This is a genomic window from Chryseolinea soli (assembly GCF_003589925.1).
Classification (GTDB): Bacteria; Bacteroidota; Bacteroidia; order Cytophagales; family Cyclobacteriaceae; genus Chryseolinea; species Chryseolinea soli.
Genome location: NZ_CP032382.1, coordinates 2,939,925 through 2,961,887, shown reverse-complemented (window position 1 = coordinate 2,961,887; position 21,963 = coordinate 2,939,925). Strand labels below are relative to the sequence as shown.

Genomic DNA, 21,963 nt, shown 5'->3' with positions numbered 1-21,963 from the left:
CGGAAAACAGCAAGCACGCGGACCGGTAGATTATTGCGTTACGCGTTTCGTCACCTCTACTTCCATGCCTTTCTTGCGGGAGTATATGCTGTGGTCATACATGGCCTCGCAAGACACGGCCGGCAAATAATACGTTCCACTATAGCTGGCCGTGAGCAATACCTTGAAGGTTTTGTGTTGGCCGGCATTGAGATTGAAATAGGTATAAACCCGGTCGTCGCGGATGTCCTGGTAGGTCGGCCGGTCGCTCTTGAGGCGGGCTTCGGCTTCGTCGAGACGCAGGTTGTTGATCTCCCAGCCGGAGGGGAAGATCTGGTTGAGGGCCAGGTTTTCGTATTGGCCGCGCAGGCCTGGGTTGCTCACGGTTATGGTCGCGATAAATTCCGTGCCTTGTTCCAGGTGTGCGGGATCAATGGAGCCGCCATCAGTGTTGGTGTAGACCACGTCGAGGGAGAGATTGTTTTCAGCTTCCTCTTCCGTTCCGCGCGCCGGTGTTCCGTCAGTGATCAGGCGAAGGAAGAGGGTTCCTTTGCTGGCGCTCACTACGCTTACGGCGCGTGATTTCACGCCATCCACGGGCAACTGCACTTGTGCCACGGTGAGGTCGGTCTGCGCTTCCAAGGTCTTGCCGTTGTAGGTGTATGTAAACTTGATCGGTCCTTTCTTTTCAGAACCGGCAAAGGCGCCCACGGATTTGAGACACCACGCCACGGTTTGTGTGCTCATCCAATACGAGCCGTTGCTCAGCGACGCGGATATATCTTTTACCAGCTCGAAGCCCTTCACGCGATCGTTCACCAACAACAACGTCTCCAGGATGATCGCCTTATCGCGTAGATCAGAACCGTAAGAGTAAGCCAGTTCCTGATAAGGCTTCACGGTAGTAGACAAGTTCGCGATCAATTTTTTCGCAGCTTCCGGTTGTCCGGCCTTGGCATAGGCAGCGGCCAGCATCCACTTGGCGGTCGACGACAACGACGGCTGTTCGCGCAGGCGGTTCATGGCGCCCATTTCCGGGTCGCCGGCCAGTGCCAGTGAATACAAACGATAGGCCTGGATCAGTTCGCTGCTGTAGGCCTCCTGGTTCTTGCGCCAGCCTTGCGCTTTGTTGCGCTGATATTTTTTCCAACGCTTCAACATATCGCCGGGAACAAAATAGCCTTTTGCTTCCGCTTCCAGCAAGAAGTGGCCCGCATAGGTCGACCCCCAGCTCTGCGAGTCATCGTCGCCAGGCCAGTAGCCAAAGCCACCGTCGCGCGTCACGAACGATTTCAAGCGTTCGATGCCGGCCTTCACGTTGTTTTGGACAGCGGCTTTCTCGCCATCGTTGAGTGCCTTCACCTGGTCAAGGTAGAGTTGAGGAAAAACGGAAGATGTAGTTTGTTCGATACAACCATAAGGATATTGCAGGAGGTATTTCAAACGCTGTCCCAGGTTGACCGGCGGCAACGACGACACCTCCAGCGTGGCCGAGTTTGTACCCGCCATGCCGATCGCTTCGACATTACCGTTCCAGGTCTTTCCGGATTCCACCAGCGCTTCCGTTGCTTTGGATACCGGCGGGTTAGGGTTGCGGACATCGATCTCGATGACATCGGTAGCGGAATAGTTTCCGGACGAAGCCGTCACCTCCACTTTGCCCACACCGGTGGCGCTTTTCACGGCCAGATCAAAATCCACCGTCATGTCGGCGCCGGCCATGGTCACGCTCTGGGTTGGGTTGGCCACTTGCAGCGGGCCGGAGGCTTTTACGGTGATCTTTATGTTGCGGATACTTTTTTCCATCGTGAAAAGCGTAATGGGCAGCTTCAGCTTTTCTTCCGGGCCCAGCACACGCGGCAAGGTGGCCAGCACCATGAGCGGTTTGCGCACGGGAGTAGCTTTTTCCGCTTTACCATAAGCGCCTTCGTAACCAGCCACCAGCATGGTCTTTACCGAACCGATGTATTGCGGCATGATGAATTTATGTTCCTGGCTGCCGCCACTCAGCGTGAACGGTCCCATGAATTTGACCACGGGCTTGAAGCGGTTGGCTTTGGCGTCGTCTTCCTTGCCGGCGCCTTCCATGTCGCCACCGATGGCCAGTAGTCTTTCGATGCGCGATCCAAAGGCGCCCATCACATCATCATAAACGTCCCACGTTTTAACACCGAGGGCCTCGCGGGCATAGAAGCGGCTCCAGGCATCGGGCGTTCTGAAGCGGGTAAGGTCCAGCAGGCCTTCGTCGACCACGGCCAGGGTATACGTCATTTTCCGGTTTGTCTTTTCCGATACTTTGATCGTCACCTCTTTGCCGGGTTCCAGCACGTCGGGCATGGCCAGGACGGGATCCAGGTGGGTTTGCGCATCTTCCACACCGATGGGTATCACGCCATACAAACGCATGGGCAGGTCGTTGGTGGTTTGTGCGTGGGGCTGAACCAGTGTGACGTGCGCGAAGATGTTCGGTGTCATTTCTTTGGTGATCTCGAAAGAGAAAGGTGTGTCGCCTTTCTTTGTATCCACCCAATAGGTTTGCAACACGCTGCTGCCATTCTCGATGCTGACCAAAGCCCTCGCCTGGTCGCTGCCCGGGATCGTCAGCGTTGCCTTCTCGCCAATGCTATAAGATGGTTTGTCGGATGAGAACGACAGCATGGTGGCGCCTTCATTGCCGCCACGCGATCTTCCTGCCCAACCCGGCCAATCGATGTACACCACTTTGCCGGTGGTGTGACCGGATACGGGATCATATGCCTTCACATAGAAACGGCCCCATTCCGGATATTTGACCTTGAAGGTCCACGCTCCTTTTCCATTTACCGTGCGGATCGTGCCGCTAGCCATGGCCTGGGTGGTCGTGGACGACATGTAGTCGGCGTTCGAGCTCTCCGAGCTCCACCACCACGCCCAGTTCAGTTTGTAGAGAGACATTTCAATGCCGTCGTGCGACACCGGTTTGCCGTCTGCATCCACGGTGACCACGTCTACGCGATGGGTGGTGTCCGTCAGCAGCATGCCGCGTGCCTTATCGCCGAGTGGCAGCCGGATGCCCGTGAACGACGTGTAAGGGTAATAGGGTATCGAGAAGCGATCGATGCTGAAGTTGCCGCTTTCCTCGTACACTTTGCCGCGGAACACAGCATTGAGCATACCCGGAGCATTTTCGGAAGGCTCCAGCGTGGTGTTTACCACAGCGTTGCCGTCGTCGTCGGTATTGCCTTCAAAGATGGGTTTTGCTTCGCTGGAGAACCCGCGCGAAGGATCTTCGAATGTAAAGTCGGGGTAGCGTTGGAATTTTGTTTCTGCTTTGGTGAGGAGCACTTCGAACTCCGCGCGCAGGTTGCGGCCGGGGGCGCCGTGCAACCATTTCACATTGAGCTTGCCCGACACGTTGCTGTTGCCGGCCGTGATCTTTTCTACGCCAAAGTCAAGGTTTATTTTGAGGCGGTTGGGTTTTACGGTCTCGATCTTTACGGGTTGCGAAAACTCAGCACCACCCACTTTCACCCGGGCCGTCCAATTGCCCGTGGGCGCATCGGCTGCGGTGCTTGTGGCGAAGGAATAGAATCCGTTCTCACCGGTAGAGCGCACCAGCCGGTTGGTGACTTGCCCTTGCGGATTTTGAAGCTCCAACACCACGGGGTGTGCCGCGGGCAGCAGCTTCATTTTATCTTCCAGGATAAACGTCAGGTAAAGCGAATCACCCGGGCGCCATACGCCGCGCTCGCCGTAGAGCAAGCCTTTCAATCCTTTGCTCACGCGTTCTCCACCGACATCGAAATTGCTGATCGACAACGATTCGCCGTCCTGCATTTTCAGGTAGCCTCGCTGTGCTTCTTTTCTGGCCAGCAACACAAAGGGTGTTTCTTTTGATTTGATCACGGCCTTGCCATCGGAACCCGACGTGGCCGTGCCGATGGACAGTTGTTGGTAGTCGTAGAGCTCGAGGATAACCCCCGAAAGGGGTTGCGCGGTTTTCAAGTCGCTGACGAGAATCGTGGTGTTGCCGTCGCTGCCGCGTTTGGCCAGCAAGCCGAGGTCGGACGCCAGCACGTTGCGCCGGATGTTTTTGTCACCGGTGTAATACGAGCTGTTGCAGGGATTGTCGCGTTGGTTCCAGTCGTAATCTTCGTCGTAGTAATATTCTTCGTATGAATCCCAGTAGCTGTTTTCATCTTCAGATTGCGCTTCCCAATCTTCGCCCACGCCTTGCATGTCGTTGGCGGAGGCGGTCTCTTCACCTCCGTCACACACATAGGCCAGGTAAGAACGCTTGAAGCCGATGCGCACCTGGTAGATGGCGCCCGGTTCGGTATTGATCATTTTGGAGAGGTCCAGGGTGAAGCGGTTCCATTTGCCCAGATCGGTCACACCCGCGTTTTCCAGCGAAATGGTTTTGCGCAACATGGGTCGACCCACACGTTGCAGCTCCTGGCTGCCCTCGTAGTCGTTCACCTGGAAGAATTGGAGGACGTTCTTTTCATAGATCTTTACGATCTCTACATCCACCGATTTCAGGTTCACGGCTTCGAAGGGCATGATCAGTCCATCGGTGCCGGGAAGGATCGAGCCTTTGCCGGTGAAACGCACGGCGGGATTCAATTGCTCAAAGACGACCTCCATGGTGGTGTCTCTCTTCATTTTATAGTCGAGTACGTTGCGTATGCCGCCTTCGAGCTTCAGCGTTTTGGAGCCCGCTTGGCGCACGGGCGGATAGACGCGGATCTCGTTGTCTTTGATATCGAAGTCGAGCGTACCCACGTCGTTGAGGGAGACCAGGCCGTCGAGGTTTTGCTTTTCATTGAGGGGATCGGAGAATTGGATGACGACATGCTGGGTGGAGCTTTGATCCACGCGCACGTTCATCACTTTGAAATCGCCCAGGGCGGGTATCTCCACTTCGCGGGTATCGCCCTGGCTGATGCCCAGGGGTTGGCCGTCCAGGGAGAGTTTCACGACGCTGGCCGTCTCCTTGCGGGCTACGTCTTCGATCACAAAAGGGTGTTGCTTGCCTTCGGCGGTGTGGGTCCACGTCACTTTCAGGGCTTTGCCGTCCTGGGTGGCTTCCATGGTCTTCTCCACCGCGGCGGCATCGGCCACGTCGGCGGTGACCAGGGTGCCCTCCACGCGTTGGCGTTTGAGTTCTGTTTTTACATAAGGCTTCACATTCTCGATGGAGACCTCGAAGTTCTGCGGGATCACCTGGAAGGAATACTCAAAGGTCTTTAGCTCCTGCGGCACCTCCACGAGTCGCGACAGCGCGAAGCTCACTTCATAGGTTTGGCCGGATGCGAGCCGGGCGTCGGGCTTGAACTCCACGGTCCGGCGATCAAGCCAGGTAGTCTTTCCCTTTACCGAGGGACTGAAGGAGAAAAGGTTAACGGAAGTCTCCTGGCCCACCGCCAGGGAGTCTACCGCGTCGGCCGCCAGGATGATGCGCAGGGTTGAGCTGGAGGGGACCACACCCGCGGTGTAGGAAGAAATGTATTCGCCAAAGGCTGGGTTCACAAAGGTCTGTGCAGGCTTCTTGCCTTTGAGGGTAGTCGCATAAAATATACCGACGGCCAGGACCACAACGGTGACGATGCCGATGGCAACTTTCTTCCAGGAGATGTTTTGCATATGGATTGGGGAGATTTGTTGAAAAGATCGAAAAAAAACCGCTACCGAAATCGGTGGTATCAAAAAATAAAAAAACAGGAAGTCCGGTGAAAAAAAAGGCCTGGTAAACAGGCGGGTAGTGATGGCGGCTTACCAAAAAAATAAAGCCTCCTATAAAAGATAAGAGGCTTTTTGCGAATTGTGCCAACGATATTTCAAAAATGGATTCCGCTCAAATTTTCCTTCTACTGATGAACGCTTCGAAATGATCATTCATAAGATATAATGAATGTATCGAAGGAAAGTAAACCTTATTTGGAGCCCAAGGTATCCACCCCGAAGAAGCAAAGCTCGCGATGAATCCATTCTTAACTTTTTAAAGATAGTCGAACGCTTATGTACAAGGCAATAGCGTTCAAAAAAACCCCCGGAAGCAGGGGGGTTCTTTTCGGGGGGTCAAACCAAAATTTTACGGCGACTGTTCTCCTTAAAAAGGGCCGAAACGACCGCAAAAACGCATGGAAAAACCCCCGGAAGTAGGGGTTGATGGCTTCGAAAGCGTCGGTATCTTTGAAGTTGTCTAATAAGTTTGTACTTTCTAATACTGCAAATTGTGAAGAGTAGTATCTCCGTACTTGTGGCTGACGATCAGTTATTTATGCGTGAAAGCCTCCGGGCCATGCTGGAAAAGACCGCGTTTGTAAAAAAGATCTACGAAGCCGAAAACGGCCAGAAGGCCATGGAATTGATGGCCGAACACGCCGTCGACGTGGTCTTGTTGGACATCCGGATGCCGGTGGTCGATGGGTTTGAGGTGATCGAATATGTGCACAAGCTAAAATTGTCGACGCGCATCATCGCGCTGACGGCCTTCGACGAAGAGGCCATGATCCTCAACCTGATGCGAATGGGTATTGCGGGCATCCTTTTCAAGAAGACCACGCACATGCAGGAGATCTACACCGCCATCATCACGGTGTTGGAAGGCAAGCACTTCTACAACGAGAAAGTGAGCATTGTCCTGCACTCCAAGCCCGACGGCATTCACCATCCACCCCGAATCAAACTGACGGCCCGCGAATTCGAGATCATCGTGTTGCTCTGTCATGGCAACGGCACAAAAGACATTGCCGAGAAGCTTTTCCTCAGCGAGTATACCATTGAGGATTACCGGAAGGAGATCATCAAAAAGACGAACACTAAAAATACGTACGAGTTGATCCACTACGCGTTGAGCAACGGTATTGTCACTTTGTAGGGGTAGGTCACGACAAACAGCGTTCCCTTTTCGATGGGTTCGGTGACCACGGTGGCGCCGATGAGTTCGGCTCTTCGTTTCATGCCGGGCAAGCCCCGTCCACGGGCGGTGGCCCGTCGTTCGCCGATAGCGCGGTCCTTGCCGATGCCGTCGTCCTTCACTTCGATGCGAAGGGATGTATCGGACCAGCGCATTTTCATGTTGATATTCCAGGCCAGCGAATGACGCATGGCATTGTTGACGATCTCCTGCACGATGCGAAAAAGCGTAACCTCCACCTCGTCGGGCATGCGGGTGACGTTGCCGGTCTCGAAGAACTCGATGTGAAAGGACCGCAGTTCCTTGAGGTGGTCGCACATTTTCCAGAGCACATACGACAACCCTTTCTCGCGAAGCGATTCGGGCGCCAGGTTCCAGATGATGTTCTGTACGCGGTTGAGCAGGTCGTTCAGGTCGTGGTCGATGCGCAGCAACAGGCTTTTGTTGCGTCCCGAAAGCGTGGGCTCCAGGCGCAGGTTCTCCAGGGCCAGGCGCGTGCCCGCCAACAGCTGGGCCAGGTCATCGTGCAAGTCATGGCCAATGCGTTTGCGCTCTTCTTCCAGCGACTCCTGCTGATCTTTCAGCGTCTGTCGCAATTGCTCGTTTTCCTTGGCCAGCAATTCTTCACGCACTTGTTTTCTTGCAGAATGCAGGAAATACATCGACACCAGCACCACCAGCAGGGCGATGAGCGAGATCATCATAAAAATATTGTATCCCATTTCTTCGCCAACGTTTTTGATACCGGAAGGTAGGCGTAATCGGCCGACTCTTCAAAAAAGTACAATTACAAAATTTTCCCTGGAGGGTGTGTTGCCGGAAACTTTTTGTCTATCGCTGGTTTAGGATGACTCGGGCTGATAAAATCTTTACTTTTACGGCATCGAAAATTCACCATGCCCATATGGAAGACTTGCTTAACCAGAAATATTTCGGTAACACCGTACAAGATTATCTCATCGCCGCCGGCGTCATCCTGTTGGGGATGTCGCTCATGGCCGTCTTTAAAAAGATCATTTTAGGCCGGCTCAAAAAATGGTCGGAGAAGACTGAGACCAACCTGGATAACTATGCCGTGGCGGGTCTTGAAAAATTCGGGTTGCCGATCTTCAATTTCATCGTCATCTATGCCGGGCTAAACTATCTCACCTTTTCTCCCAAGGCAACCCGCGTGTTGGAAATCGCCATTGCCGTGGTGATCACCTTTTTTGTGTTGCGCCTCATCTCGACCACCGTTCTGCTGACGTTGCAAACGCGGGTGCGGAAGCAAGAGCAGGGCGAGGAAAAAGTGAAACAGCTCGGGGGCATCATGCTCATCCTCAACATTGTGATTTGGGCGCTGGGGATCCTGGTGCTATTCGACAACCTGGGCTATAATGTCACCACCATCATCGCCGGGTTGGGCATCGGCGGTATTGCCATCGCCCTGGCCGCTCAAAATATTCTCGGTGACCTGTTCAACTATTTCGTGATCTTTTTCGACCGCCCCTTCGAGATCGGCGATTACATTGTGATCGATGACAAGAAAGGCAACGTAGAGCATATTGGCATCAAGACCACCCGGCTAAAAAGTTTAACGGGCGAACAATTGGTGTTCTCGAACAGCGACTTGTCGAAATCGCGAATTCACAATTTCAAGCGAATGGAGCGGCGGCGGATTGCTTTCGTCCTGGGTGTGGTGTATCAAACGCCGCCTTCGTTGTTGCGTGAGATCCCGGGAATCATCAAAAAAATCGTCGAGGCACAAAAAGAAACGACGCTGGACCGCGTTCACTTTCTTACCTACGGCGAATACAGCCTGAAGTATGAGATCGTATACTTTGTGGAAAACAGCGACTACAATCGTTACGCTGATATTCAGCAGGAGATCAATCTCCAGATCTACGATGCGTTTCTGGCGAAGGGCATTCAATTTGCCTATCCTACGCAGACGACCTTTATGGCAAAAGACGTTCCCTCCGTATCATGAAACTCTCCCTGCTCTTGTTCATGGCCACATTGCTCCCGGTGCCGTTCAAAGAAAGCCAACTTCAATTCCCACGCGTACGGACAGCCTATGATGAGAAGGAGCGCGTGATCAAACAATATTTCGCAGACAAAAAAATTTCATTCACCGGTTTTCAATTGTTCATCCGCGCCTTCAAGCGCGAGCGCACGGTGGAGGTGTGGGTACGGGAAAAAGGAAAAGCGACGTTCGCTTTGCTCCACGCCTATCCATTTTGCGCCTCGTCTGGCACGCTTGGGCCCAAGCGCAAAGAAGGTGACTTGCAAATTCCGGAGGGCCTCTACACGATCGAGCACTTTAACCCCTCGAGCAATTTTTATTTGTCTTTGGGCATCGACTATCCCAATGCGTCCGACAAAATTCTCGGCGATCGCCAGCATCCCGGCAGCGCGATCTATATTCATGGCAATTGCGTGACGGTGGGTTGCATTCCGTTGACGGACGATAAAATAAAAGAGCTCTATGTGCTGGCTGTGGAAGCCCGCCAGGCAGGCCAGGAAAAAATTCCAGTCCACATCTTTCCCACGAAACTTTCGGATGCCTCCCTCCAAGGATTAAAACAAGAATTCGACAACGCTGCCACACAATCGTTCTGGGACAACCTCAAGGTGATATACGACGATTTCGAGAAAACAAAAAAACTTAAAACAGTACACATCACCGCTGCCGGTCGGTACTCGTTTTAAGTTTTTTGATAAGATCAGTTGAGCCTAGGATCGCTTCTCCAACACCAGCGTGATCTTGTTAAAGTCCGCAGCCGCATTCACTACTTTCCGGAAATCCTCATAGCGCGACAGCGGCGCGTAGATCTCTTTGTAGTATTCAACAATACTGACTTCCACTACATCATCTTTCACCGTGTAGTCGGACTTAAACATATAGGGCACATAGTCGCGATCGTGGTAGGCGATATCGACTTTCAGATCGTCGAGATTTTTTACCTGGTAGCCTTTCGGGATGTGGACACGGATCTTGCGATCGTATTTGCGGTTGTATTCATTCTCCACCACCGTAGTGCGTTCATCGTCGCGATACATTTCAACCTGGGGACCGATCAGTTCACCCACTTTGAACAGAATGCGAGGGCCTGCTTTTTCCACGAAGTGATTGGAGAGAAAATCGACGTCAACCAGGAAGTTGCCGGCATTTTCGCCGGGCACGGGCGTCGCTGTCCACTTCTTTATCGAAGCATCGGGAGCGGTTTGCTTGGTCAGCTCCTCGATCATTTTGACGCGGTCTGCCGCGGGGATCAATTCATAGTAGGGCGTGAAGAGGGCGGCGTTGTAGCCTCCGAAGTCGCGCTTTTGCCGGATTTGGTTGGCACCAAGATCATCGGTGAAAGTGACATCGATGTCGAGGTTATCCTGGTTGATGGCATAGTCCGTCGGGGGAATTTCGCCGATCGATGATAACGCTGATTTCACATCGCCTGTCACGAACGGTTCCAGGAACAAGCCTTGTGTGGCCGTGAAGTCGGGTTGAATGAGCGGGTAGCGGAATTCGAATGTGTAGGGTTCGAGGAACTTCCGGGTATCGGGGAAGAACAACACGTAGTCGTCCAGGAAAGACCAAGAGTCGAACGAGCCATCGAACTTGATGTTCTCACGGCTGCAGGTGATGACCGGTTGGCAATTTATTTTCAGCTTGTCAAATACGGCTACGAACAGGCGGGTCATGCCCTGGTGCGAGGCCAATTTGTATTTGAGGATGCTCTCCACCTGGTTCAACGATTCGTTGTCGCCTTCCTTGTTCACCTGGATGGTGGTTTTGATCTTGGCTTCAACGTTACGGATGCGTTCGTCCAGCGTGGCAGTGGGTTTGTCGCCGATGGTCTTTACGAATTTGTCAACGGCTTTGTCATCCTCTTTTGAAAGGGTGACCAACAGTTTGTAGAAAGTTTTTGCAGCTTCGTCCCACGTGTAGAGTCTTGCCGGTGACCGGCCAACGTTGTAGGCCAGTTTAAATTCGATGCGTTTACGGTTGGGAGAAAAATAGGAGAACGGCTCCTTCTTCAATGCGGGCACGTCCTTCGCTTCCGCACTGTAGGTATTTTGATTTTCCTTCTCATCCTTTTTCACTTCCGGGAAACCGTTGTAGGATTTGAAATCGAATCGCAGGTGGCCGGGGCAAGTGAGCAAAAAGGAATTGTTTTTTACGGGCGCGTCGAACTGCATGAAAGCCCGGTCGAAAAGGGTTGCCGTCATTTTGCGTGTGAAGTAGTATTCGATCTCGCTCCCCATTTCAATCCCTTCGATGGCAAAGATCTTATAGGCGTTGCCGCTGTTCTCGTCTTTCAACTCTTTCAGGTTGGTCTTGTCGAAATACACCGCTTTGCCGGCCTTGTTGATGGCGCGGGCTTTCACATCCAACAACTCCAGGGTGTTGTTCATGGAGATGACGATGCGGTTGTGCTTCTGAACCGCTTCGTTGTTGTTCACGTACACAATGCGGTGAACCGTGGAATACAACACGAATTCATTGTCCTTCAACACGTAGTCGTATTGTGCATGTTGCTTGAGGATGAGTTCCGACAGGGCTGCATCTTTTTCCTGCAACACATAGCGGGCGCGGTCCTTCTCCCACTCGTAGGGTTTATAATCGTTTGCCCGGGCGCCGAGGCTTACCAGGGCAAGAACCGTGAGGATACAGTTGCGGATCAATTTCATGTTTTCAGAGTTAACAAATCACAGGCCGAATTTACGACAGTCTCCCGTCAATTTCCCTAATAGGAACATACAAAAAAGCGCTTTGTTGCGGTGATGTGGTCGGATTATTTCCCAGGCCTATTTTTTCTTTAGAATAAGGGATTCTTTATAAGCTTCGCTCAACGATTTCACGGCCTCATTCCACTGATCGAACTGGTTGGTCTGCATGAGCAGGTAGTTGATGTATAATTTTTTCGAGAATACGATCTTGCCGTTCTTTTTTTCATAGCGCGTTTCGAAGCCCAGCAGGTCCCCGTCCTGTTTGGCACCCGGGGGCAGGTATTCGATCTCGTATCCGTCGGGGATGGTGAGCTCGCTATATTCCAATGACTCGTACCGGTAGTCGTTCTCCTTTGGCGTTTGCCGGAGCGCGGTGTTGATAAAGGCGTTGTAATAATCTTTGTTGAGGTTCAGGTTGATGTAGAGTTCATCCCCGATCTTCTGAAAATAATCGCCGATGCGGAACGTATAGTTGATCCGGGTGGGTTTGTCGCGGTCGTTTTCGTTGGCCACCTTGAAGTCGTCGAGATAAAATTTATTGCTGCCTTTGCCGATGAGCCGGGTGACGTAGCGTTTCACATCGTCCTTTTCGGCGCGGTCCAGTTCATAGCCCCCGAATACTTTTGCATATCCCGTTAACGCGCTCGCGCCCTTCCCCACGATCTGGTTGCCATCCAGTTTGATGGTGATCGAATCCGTCATGGTGTTCCGTTCTTTCGGGATCTCCGGAACGGTCTTCACCACATAGTGATCCTTGTCCAATCCAATCAATGCCTCCTTGCCCTGGATCATCGACGACGGCAAGCCAAACGGCGTGTGGTCGCTGGTGGCATCCAAAAAATAATACTGGCCATCGGCAGCGATGTAGGTGGCGATCATGTGGTTGTCAACCAACGGGGTGGGCACCTGCGAATACTTGTAGGGCAGGTCGCGCGTGCCGATCCAGGTGCGATAGGATTTTACGCCGGCGATGTTCAGCATGCTCACAATAAGGCTGGCCATATCTTTGCAATCGCCGTAGCGCTTCTCGCATACATAGGTGCCGTTGTGCGGGATGAGGCCGCGCATGCCTTCCTCGAAAGCGATGTATTGAATATTCTCCTGTACCCAATAGAAAACGTTCCGGACGATGTCCGTTTCGTTCTTGCTTTGGCTTTTAATTTTTTCCACGACGGCCGTGAGCTCCGGCGAAGCGGCTTCTTTGTCCAGACCGTCCACGAAGCTGTAATACCAATGATAGAGATCATCGAGGTTACTCAACACATTCACTTTTCCTTTTTTCGATTCATACGATTTCACGTAGGTGATCACATGTGGAACGTAATAGCGAATGGAAGGGCTGCTGTCTTCACTCCGGCGGGCGGGCAGGTTGGTAGCCGTCCACTCATAATACTTAAACCCGCCTTTCTCAAACTTCCGGAATTTTATGACACCGGCGGCATCGTTCAGCACTTCATAAAACAAATCCACTTGCGGGCTGGTCTTGATCGTATAGGAGGTTTTTCCCTGCGGCAGGTAGGTGGAGAAGATGAAGCCGGGGATGAACTTCACATCCTTTTGAAAAGAACGGTATTCCAGTTGGGTACGGTTGCCGTTAGAGACCGATGGATAGTTGAAGGAATAGTAATACGAGTCGTCGTAGAAAATGCCCGCATCGCGGTCGCTGTTCTTTTTAAAATCGGAGACGCTCATTTCCTTGTAGCGGCTCTTGTCCCAGATCAGCGTTTTTGCTTTGATGTCTTTCACCTGGTTGAAGTGCGAGCCGTACACACGGCCCGAAGCATAGGCTTCGCTTTGTTCTTTCAAATGCAAGATATCTTCCGACACATCGGTGAACACCTGCAGCGAGTCATCCTTGAGCTGGATGGTGAGCACTTCCGAGCGCTCTACAAACACGGCAGGGTCGTCCGGGAATTTTTGCTTGAATGTTTTATAGAGATCGCTTTGCGCGCTTGCCCCCGTGAAGCCGCAAACTGCGATGATCAGGCCTGCAAAAGAAATTTTAGTCATGTGGTAACCCTTCGTAAAAATGATATGTTTTCGACTTCCCGTCTTTGCTGTAATAGGTGGCATCCCCGTTGAGTACTCCCATTTGATAGGTTTCGCGGATGAACGGCGTGCCGTTCGGGTAGAACTTCTCATAAAGACCGTCCAGTTCATCAAATTTATAGGTCCCTCTCTCTTCTACCTTGCCATCGGGGAAATAAATTGTATAGGGTCCCTGGTAATCGCCCAGCGCGAAATGATATTCCAAGTGGAGCTGACCGTTGCTGTAGTATATCTTCCGCGCTCCATCGATCAATCCCTTCACCAGCTTTTCCTCATACGCCGTCTTTCCGTTGGCGTAGGTTGCCATAATGGTTTGATTTCCGTTGAAAGCTGTCCAATCTTCTTGTTTTTCGTGGGGTGCGACTTTGCGAAACGCTACAAGCTTGTTGTTGTAATAGAGCTTTTCCACCAGGGGTGTACCGTCGGGTGCAAAGACGCGCAGGATGCCGTCCGCCTCGTCGCCCCGGTATTCACGGGTGTAGTATACATTTCCATTGAAATAGTTGAAGGTCCAGGTGCTATCGTGTTCATCCTGGAGGTATAGGCCCGAATAATCGGCGGCACCGTCGGCCTCGAAACTTTTCCACATTCCCTCCGCTTTGCCGTCGCGGTAGTGGCCTTCTCTTGTCTGTTGTCCGTTCATGGCATACTGTCTGAAAAGCCCCTCACGCTTGCCACTGAGCGAGGACCAGTCGTAGAACGTTTTTTCATCGGGAAACATTTTACCGATGTAGGTATATTCACCACAATTCGTTTCATAAACAATCTGCCGCTTGCCGTTCTTGTAAGTCGACTCGAAGTTCACGCGGCCGGTCTTGTCTTTCTCCACACGCCGCGTCAAAGCCTTTCCGTCGGCGCCCATCGTAACAACGTCCGTCATCCGGTTGGCATCGTAGGTGGTCACTTCGGCCACTTTACCACTGCCGGTGTATTCGGTGGCCGCGCCGGAGAGATCGCCATGGATGTAATAGTAATCGGATGCCAGCTTGCCATCGGGATGATAGGCATACCAGTGTTGTTCGCGCTGGCCGGCCACATAGTAGCCGCGTTGCTTCAATTGTCCGTGCACGAAAAATTCTTCGAATGTTCCTTCCCGCTCATCATCCTTATAGTGCGAAACGTACATTTTTTGCCCGGTGTGAAAATACTCAATGGATTCTCCCTGCGCCTGGCCGTCTTTGTAGGTCAGTTCGCTTTCAACGGTGCCTTCCGGGTAATAGTATTTCCAGTGGCCGTCGCGGCGGCCTTTTTTATAGGCGCCCTCCGCGAAAAGTTGCCCGGTCGGGTAGTGGAATTTTACAGGAAATGTGCCGTCACTCTTTCCATACGTGCCGATCACTTTGCCGCTGGGCTCAAAGTAGACCACTTTCACCAGCACGCTGTTTTTATAGGTTTCGGTGTAATGGAGTTTGCCGTCGTGATAGGTGTTGTCTTCACCGGTGATGTTCCCCTTCTCATCCAGGGTTCTTTTCCCAAACAGGTTTCCCCGAACGTCGTAGAAGGTCCATTCGCCAGTGGCCGTGCCGTTGACAAAATTACCGGTGCGGTTTAATCTTCCGTTGGCGTGATAATATTTCCAAACGCCGTTCACTTCGCCGTTTTTGTAGCTGCCCGTGCTGCTCACTTTTCCGTTGGCAAAATATTCCACGTAGACACCTTCCGCCTTCCCTAGCGCATACGTGGCTTTGTTCCGGACGGTGCCCGTCTCATAATAGTTGGTAAATGTGCCGGTGAGCTGATCGTTATCGTAGCTGTATTCTTGCATCACCTTTCCACTGCTGAAGTAAGAGGTGCCTTTGCCATGGCGTTTGCCATTGGCGTAGAGCAGTTTCTCCCGCAGCGCACCGCAGGCATTGTATAATTCCACGGCGCCGTCGATCTCGTCGTTTTTCAGAAAAAAGTATTCGACTTGAACCCCATTTTTATAGAGCCTCGTTTCACCGGTATCATGGTTCTCTGTGCTGGAGAGTACGCCGTCGTCGCCATAATATTTCCACACGCCGATTTTCTTTCCGGCATCCGAATAGTTGCCTTCGGCTATGCGCACCGAGTTGGTGAAATACAACCAGTGTCCCTGCCTCGCTTTTGCTTCATCTTTTTTGCCCAGGGCCTCCAGTCCATTGTTGTCGTTATACCAGGCTTGCACGGGCCCGGAAAATCCAAATTGGGGCGCCGTGGTCAACACGCGCTTCTTGGTTAGCTCTGTGTTGGTGGCGCTATAAAACACCTTGAGCCGGTCGTCGTTTTTCTTTGTCCACTTGCGCACCTGGTCGTTGTCGATAGATCCAAGAATGTGATACACGAAGGGCTCCGCCAAATCCCGGTCTTTCAACATCTGATAGATGGGCATATAGAATGTGTACCAGGGATCATTCGGTTTATTCTCCACCTTGGAGAGTTGCTCGAAGAACATTTGGAACTGCCGCACGATGGCGGCGTCTACGGGAATTTTCGTCTTATAATTTTTATCCATCGCGATGCCCGCCTTGAGGATCTGATCCAGTTTGTCAAAAGCATTCTCGCCCGTGAACGGAAGCGATCCGTCGTCGGCGAATTGATTGGACATCACTTTTTCCAGCAGCACCAGGCGGTCGTGGTCTTTGTTGTTCACGCCCATGTATAATCCCAGCGACAACAGGGCGTGTGTTCTTTTTCCCTGGCCTGCCGCCATCCGGCCCAGGTTCAAATGGCTCCCGGGGTGAAAGGGATCGACGGCCAGGATCTTGAAAAACTGTGTGGTGGCCTTGTCGTAGTCTTTGTGGTTGTAGTAGGCAAGCCCCAGGTTGAACATGATCGCGTAGTTGAACGGGTAGGTTTCGAGGGCTTTCTCAAAAAATGAAACCGCTTTGTCGAAATCGCCTTTGCGTTCGTAAGCCACTCCGCGCAACCGCATGAATTCCGGTTGGTAGATCGACGGCTTTTGGAGCCCTTCTTCGCTGGCAGCAATGGCCTTGTCGTATTCCTTGTTCGCCACATACGCTTGTGCCATCTCGGCCAGGGCCAGGGTGTAGGCGGTGTCGCGCTTGGAGATGATCTGGTACTTTTCGATAGCCTTATCGTATTTCCCGGAATCATACAATTCCTTTGCCAGACTCAGCACGTCGGCTACGGGAACATACGGAGGGGGAAGGGTTTGCGAATAGCTGGTGAGACTGATCAACAGGCCGGCGGCCAACAAAAAACGATTCATAGAACTTTTACCATTCAATTCATAAAGTAAAAAAAAACGCGTTATGCTTTTCGAATGAGAATAAAAAATAAAACCCCTCTGTAAGAAAAGAGGGGTTTTTGTTTAAAAAGCATATCGCAACAATGTCTACACGCGTTCTTCCACCTTGTTCATGACCTTGGTCTGGATCTGGATGGACTCCTGGTGAATGAGCTTCAGCAGGTCGCTGGTGAAGTCAGCATTCAGGCCCATGGCCTTGCCCAGCGTGATGCGGGTTTGGATGATCTCCTCCCAGCGTGCCACTTGCAGGATGGTGACGCCGTTCTCCTTTTTGTACTGACCGATCTTCTCGGATATTTTCATGCGGGCCGCCAGTTTGGACATGATCTCGTCGTCGAGTTGGTCGATCTGTTCGCGCAGGATACTGAGGGTATCTTTGAACGTTTTGTTGTCGGACGACACCGTGCGCACCACCAGGCCGTCGATGATCTTGCCGAGGTTTGCGGGGGTCACTTGTTGTTTGGCGTCGCTCCAGGCCGCGTCGGGGTTGATGTGGCTTTCGATCATGAGACCGGCCATATCGAGGTCGAGCGCTTTTTGGGAGATGAACGAGATGAGCTCGCGGTTACCCGAAATGTGGCTGGGATCGCAGATGATGTCCAGTTCGGGGATGCGGGTCTTCAGTTCGATCGCCATGTCCCACATGGGGGCATTGCGGAAAGGTCCTTTTTCGAACGACGAGAATCCGCGGTGAATGGCGGCCAGCTTGGTGAGGCCGGCTTTGTTGAGACGCTCGAGGGCGCCAATCCACAACTCCAGGTCGGGGTTGATGGGGTTCTTCACCATCACGGGGATGTCCACGCCTTTCAGCGAGTCGGCCACCTCCTGCACGGAGAAGGGGTTCACCGTGGTGCGGGCGCCTACCCAAAGGATGTCGACACCGGCCTTGAGACAGGCTTCTACGTGGGCGGCGTTGGCCACTTCGGTGGTGACGGGCAAGCCGGTTTCTTTTTTAGCGGCGATGAGCCACTTCAATCCTTCTTCGCCTGCGCCTTCATATTGGCCGGGGCGTGTGCGGGGTTTCCAGATGCCGGCGCGCAGGGCGTGTACTTTGCCCGTAGCGGCCAGTTGCTTGGCGGTGGCGATGGTCTGTTCTTCGGTTTCCGCGCTGCAAGGTCCGCTAATGATGATGGGCTTACTGGCGGTGGGGAGCCATTTCGAAATTGATTCCAGTTGCAATGTATGCTTCATATGCGTGTGTTTTTATTTTGCGATCTGTTGTTTTGTTTGTTTGTGTTCTATTCCGTTTAAAATTTCTCTGATGCGGTTGGCGTCGGCCATGATGCGATGAAGTTCTTTGGCGTCGCGTTTCATGAGGTAGTACTGAAACTTCTGCAGGTGCATAATGTATTCCAGCAAGGCCTGGCTCAGGTATTCGGCGTTTTGCTCGAAGATGGGCGCCCACATGTCGGGCGAGCTTTTCGCAAGACGCACCGTAGAAGCGAAGCCGCTACCCGCCAGTGCGAAAATATTTTTTTCATCCCGCTCGATGTCCAACACCGTTTGTCCCAGCAAAAAGGAGCTCACGTGCGACAGGTGCGATACATAGGCCACGTGTTTATCGTGTTCTTCCGGTTCCATGAAGATGGTGTTCATGCCCAAGGCGTCGAACACCTGGCTTACCACATCCAGCGCTTGTGCGGAGGACTTGTCGCGTTCGCAGATGATGTTGGTCTTGTTGCGGAACAGTCCTTCGAAGGCTGCTTCGGGTCCCGAGTTTTCCGTACCGGCAATGGGGTGTGCCGCCACAAATTGACTGCGTTTCGGATGGTGGGCGATGGCGCGGCAGATCAAACTTTTGGTCGATCCGGCATCCATCACCACGGCGTCTTTGTGCACTTTGTCCAACACGGAAGGCAGCAATTTGCCCAAGGCGTTAACCGGGATGGCCAAGATGATCAGATCGGAAGTTGCCAAAGCCTCTTCTTTTTCCCCGATCCGATCAACCAATCCCAGCTCCACAGCCCGGGCGGCGTGTGCGGCGTTTTGTTCCAGCCCGATCACCTCCGACGCAAGACCTGCTTTTTTCAGATCCAACGCGATGGAACCTCCAATCAACCCCAGACCGATTACCGTTGTCTTCATTTTCTTTTTTTAAACTTATGCGTTGACAGAGGCCTTTGCCGAAACAGCAGCCTTATCGCCTAAAAACTTTTGAATACGCTGCACGGCCTCTGTGAGCATCGTCGTGGTGCAGCAGAGGGAAATGCGGATGTATCGTCTTCCGGCTTCGCCAAAAATGAAACCGGGTGTGATGAACACTTTTGTGCCGTAGAGGATCTCGTCGATCCACTTCTCCACATCCTGGATTTGGTCGGGCGCTTTTGCCCACACGAACAAACCGGATTGCTTTGTCGAATAGGTGCAGCCGAGCAGGTCGAGCAACTGCATGGCTACCCGTTTCCGGTCGGCGTACACGGCATTAAGCGATGTGAACCATTCGGCTCCATTCTTCAAGGCTTCCACGGCAGCGTGTTGCAGACCGAGGAACATGCCCGAGTCCATGTTGCTCTTCACTTTCAATACCGCCTCGATATATTCTTTGCGGCCGGCCACCCAACCGATGCGCCACCCGGCCATGTTGTGCGATTTGCTAAGGGAGTTCAACTCCAACGCCACTTCATCAGCACCCTCGATAGAAAGAATGCTCATGGGCTCATCGTTCAGGATGAGGCTATAAGGGTTGTCGTTCACGATCAGGAATTGATGCTTGCGGGCCAGGTCAACCAATTCCTTCAATTCTTCGCGCGACGCGGTTCTGCCGGTAGGCATGTGCGGGAAGTTCACCCACATGATCTTCACTTTCGAAAGATCGCGTTTCTTCAACGCCTCCATGTCGATGCCCCAATTGGAATCTTCGCGCAAGGCATAGGGACTGAGCTTTGCTCCCACCAGGTTGGCCACCGATGAATAGGTGGGATAGCCTGGGTTGGGGATGAGCACTTCGTCGCCTTCGTTCACAAATGCCATGGCGATGTGCATGATGCCCTCCTTGGAACCCATAAGGGGAAGGATATCCGTTTCGGAATTCAACGAAACCTGGTAGGTCTTTTTATAAAAGTCGGCAATGGCACCGCGCAGTTGGGGAATGCCTTTGTAATTCTGGTAGCCATGGTTGGCCGGATTTTTTGCAGAGGCCGTCAGCGCTTCAATGGTGGAAGCCGATGGCGCCTGGTCGGGGCTGCCGATGCCCAGGTTGATCACCCGCAGTTCGGGGGTGTCGAGGCCGCGTACTTCGGCCAGCTTGCGGCTGAAGTAGTATTCTTCTACCTGTGCAATTCGGTTGGCTGTTGTGATCATCGCTCGCGTCTTTATTATTTGTATTCGATCTTTCCTTTTTTATACTCTCCCAACACGTTGAGATTTTTTACCTGCAGCAACACCTGGTGCATGGCATCGTCGTATTGCTTGCGGCGTTTCCACTCCACGTCGATGTGGATGGAGTATTCGCTGGGCTTTCCAATGATCGGTATCGATTGGATCTTGGTCAGGTTGATGCTGTTGTTCTTGAAGGTCATGAGCGCGTCGGCGAGGCTGCCCACTTCGTTGGCCACTTCAAAACTGAGGGACGCTTTGTTGCTTTCCTTTTTGTCGTGGCTGCGCTTGGTGAGCACCAGGAAGCGGGTGAAGTTCTTCTTATGGGTCTCGATGCGTTTCTCCAGGATCTGCAGGCCATATTTTTTTGCGGCATGCTCATTGGCGATGGCCGCGGTGGTCTTCAGCTTCATCTCTTTCACGCGTTTGGCCGAAAGCGCCGTGTCATCGCTTTCGCGGATCTCGACGTTCTTCAGGGCGTGGAGGTATTCGGCGCATTGGCGGATGGCCATGGGATGCGACTCGATGGTGGTGATCTCGCTCAACTTCACGCCCGGCAATGTGAGCAGGTGCATGTGGATGGGGAGATAGAGCTCGCCAATGATGCTGAAGTGATATTCCTGCAAAAGAAAGTAGTTTGGCAAAATGCTTCCGGCAATGGAATTCTCGATGGCCATCACCGCATAGTCGGCCTCGCCGTTCTTGAGGCTTTCGCAAAGACGGTGAAACGACAGGCACTCGATGGTGTCGATGGGCTCGTTGAAATAGGTGAGCGCGGCCACTTCGTGAAAGCTGGTGGCGATCCCTTGAATTGCAATGCTGAGTTTCTTCTTCTTTGCCATTTTTACACTATGTCCATAAAACAAAAAGTCCCGGGGTTCCGGGACTTTTTTGAGTTTTTCGTTATCGTTTAATCAACAACACACTGCTCTTAAAGTCCCGCTGGGGTACTAAAAAAGTAGTAAAAGTAAAAGCTTGTGCGGTTGATGGTCATATCTTCTTCTTGAAGTGGTTCAAAGATAAAATGTTTTTTTTTAGTGTTGCAAGTTTGCATGCCACCTTTCGCAAAATATTTTATGGTAACTAATGGTTGTTAGCGAAGAAAATGCTGCGGAGGCCTATGACAGGAGCCACCCATGCCGCCATCCACCATCCTATATTGACTTAAGCGGTCAGGAATCTGCAATACCGGCAGGTAAACCCATCAACCGATGCCAGCCGGGCACCACTTGTCGAAATGGGTTCCCATGCCTTATGGTTCATTGCAGGCCGCGCATTACCTTTGACGCTCAACCTTAGCATCCCATGAAAAAATCTTCTCTATTCTTACTCATCCCCATCTTTTTTGCACTGGCCTGCGGTCATAAATCACACGAACACGAAGGGCACGAAGCCGCAGCGTCCGATACCATGGAAGCCACCGGCAACCAACTGTTGTACGAGAAAGTGATGAAGGTGCACGACGAAGTCATGCCCAAGCTCAACGACATCTATACGCTGAAAGAAGCGCTGAAAGATAAAATTGCCAACACCCCGTCGATGGCCGAAGCCAAGAAGAAAGCGATCGAACAGACCATCGTTCAGCTCGACTCGGCCAGCGAGAACATGATGGTGTGGATGCGCGCCTTCAACGCCCCACCCGACAGCCTTGGAGAAGAAAAGGCACGGGAATACCTGGAAGGTCAAATGGAGAAAGTGCAAAAGGTGAAAACCGACATCCTCGAATCCATCGAGAAGGCGAAGGCACAGTAATCCCCCAGCCTGCGGGTTACAAGGAAAA

Annotated in this window: 13 protein-coding genes; 4 read left to right on the top strand and 9 right to left on the bottom strand. The window is 52.4% G+C overall.

What is annotated here, in order from left to right; genetic code table 11:
* Nucleotides 1–30 precede the first annotated feature (30 nt).
* Nucleotides 31–5,604, bottom strand: coding sequence for an alpha-2-macroglobulin family protein (locus D4L85_RS12770; RefSeq protein ID WP_119754673.1), 5,574 nt, complete (start codon nucleotides 5,602–5,604; stop codon nucleotides 31–33).
* 592 nt (nucleotides 5,605–6,196) lie between these two features.
* On the opposite strand from D4L85_RS12770, the gene D4L85_RS12765 reads away from it, so the two are divergent.
* The gene (locus D4L85_RS12765; protein WP_160143695.1) at nucleotides 6,197–6,841 is read left to right on the top strand and encodes a response regulator transcription factor; all 645 of its coding nucleotides are present in this window, start codon (nucleotides 6,197–6,199) and stop codon (nucleotides 6,839–6,841) included.
* Here the strand turns inward: D4L85_RS12765 and D4L85_RS12760 are convergent.
* The gene (locus tag D4L85_RS12760) at nucleotides 6,808–7,602 is read right to left on the bottom strand and encodes a sensor histidine kinase (RefSeq protein WP_119754671.1); all 795 of its coding nucleotides are present in this window, start codon (nucleotides 7,600–7,602) and stop codon (nucleotides 6,808–6,810) included. The two genes, D4L85_RS12765 and D4L85_RS12760, sit on opposite strands and share 34 nt — an antisense overlap.
* 182 nt (nucleotides 7,603–7,784) lie before the next feature.
* Here D4L85_RS12760 and D4L85_RS12755 point away from each other — a divergent pair, with 182 nt between their 5' ends.
* Both D4L85_RS12755 and D4L85_RS12750 read left to right on the top strand, forming a co-directional pair.
* Nucleotides 7,785–8,849: a mechanosensitive ion channel family protein gene (locus D4L85_RS12755; protein ID WP_119754670.1), complete on the top strand. Its 1,065-nt coding sequence runs from the start codon at nucleotides 7,785–7,787 to the stop codon at nucleotides 8,847–8,849.
* The gene (locus tag D4L85_RS12750; RefSeq protein ID WP_119754669.1) at nucleotides 8,846–9,571 is read left to right on the top strand and encodes a L,D-transpeptidase family protein; all 726 of its coding nucleotides are present in this window, start codon (nucleotides 8,846–8,848) and stop codon (nucleotides 9,569–9,571) included. The genes D4L85_RS12755 and D4L85_RS12750 overlap by 4 nt, the downstream gene beginning before the upstream one ends.
* 24 nt (nucleotides 9,572–9,595) lie before the next feature.
* On the opposite strand, the gene D4L85_RS12745 is transcribed toward D4L85_RS12750, so the two are convergent.
* From D4L85_RS12745 to D4L85_RS12715, 7 genes are all read right to left on the bottom strand, one after another.
* Nucleotides 9,596–11,551 (bottom strand): DUF3857 domain-containing protein, encoded by a 1,956-nt coding sequence (locus D4L85_RS12745; protein WP_119754668.1) that lies wholly within the window; start codon nucleotides 11,549–11,551, stop codon nucleotides 9,596–9,598.
* A gap of 117 nt (nucleotides 11,552–11,668) precedes the next feature.
* Nucleotides 11,669–13,600: a transglutaminase-like domain-containing protein gene (locus D4L85_RS12740; protein ID WP_160143694.1), complete on the bottom strand. Its 1,932-nt coding sequence runs from the start codon at nucleotides 13,598–13,600 to the stop codon at nucleotides 11,669–11,671.
* Nucleotides 13,593–16,829 carry a toxin-antitoxin system YwqK family antitoxin gene (locus D4L85_RS12735; protein WP_119754665.1) on the bottom strand — a complete coding sequence of 1,079 codons (3,237 nt, stop codon included), beginning with the start codon at nucleotides 16,827–16,829 and terminating at the stop codon, nucleotides 13,593–13,595. The genes D4L85_RS12740 and D4L85_RS12735 overlap by 8 nt, the downstream gene beginning before the upstream one ends.
* A gap of 126 nt (nucleotides 16,830–16,955) precedes the next feature.
* A complete protein-coding gene (locus D4L85_RS12730) occupies nucleotides 16,956–18,059 on the bottom strand; it encodes a chorismate mutase (RefSeq protein ID WP_119754663.1) in 1,104 nt (367 codons plus the stop codon).
* Nucleotides 18,060–18,071: 12 nt separating this feature from the next.
* Complete coding sequence (locus D4L85_RS12725; protein WP_119754662.1) at nucleotides 18,072–18,953, bottom strand: prephenate dehydrogenase; 882 nt, start codon at nucleotides 18,951–18,953, stop codon at nucleotides 18,072–18,074.
* A gap of 15 nt (nucleotides 18,954–18,968) precedes the next feature.
* On the bottom strand, nucleotides 18,969–20,168 hold the full coding sequence (locus tag D4L85_RS12720) for a pyridoxal phosphate-dependent aminotransferase (protein WP_119754660.1): 1,200 nt from the start codon (nucleotides 20,166–20,168) through the stop codon (nucleotides 18,969–18,971).
* A 14-nt stretch (nucleotides 20,169–20,182) separates the two neighbouring features.
* Nucleotides 20,183–21,025 carry a prephenate dehydratase gene (locus D4L85_RS12715; RefSeq protein WP_073133576.1) on the bottom strand — a complete coding sequence of 281 codons (843 nt, stop codon included), beginning with the start codon at nucleotides 21,023–21,025 and terminating at the stop codon, nucleotides 20,183–20,185.
* Nucleotides 21,026–21,488: 463 nt separating this feature from the next.
* Here D4L85_RS12715 and D4L85_RS12710 point away from each other — a divergent pair, with 463 nt between their 5' ends.
* Entirely contained in the window at nucleotides 21,489–21,935 is a 447-nt protein-coding gene (locus D4L85_RS12710; protein ID WP_119754659.1) for a hypothetical protein, read from the top strand.
* The last annotated feature ends 28 nt before the right edge of the window (nucleotides 21,936–21,963 follow it).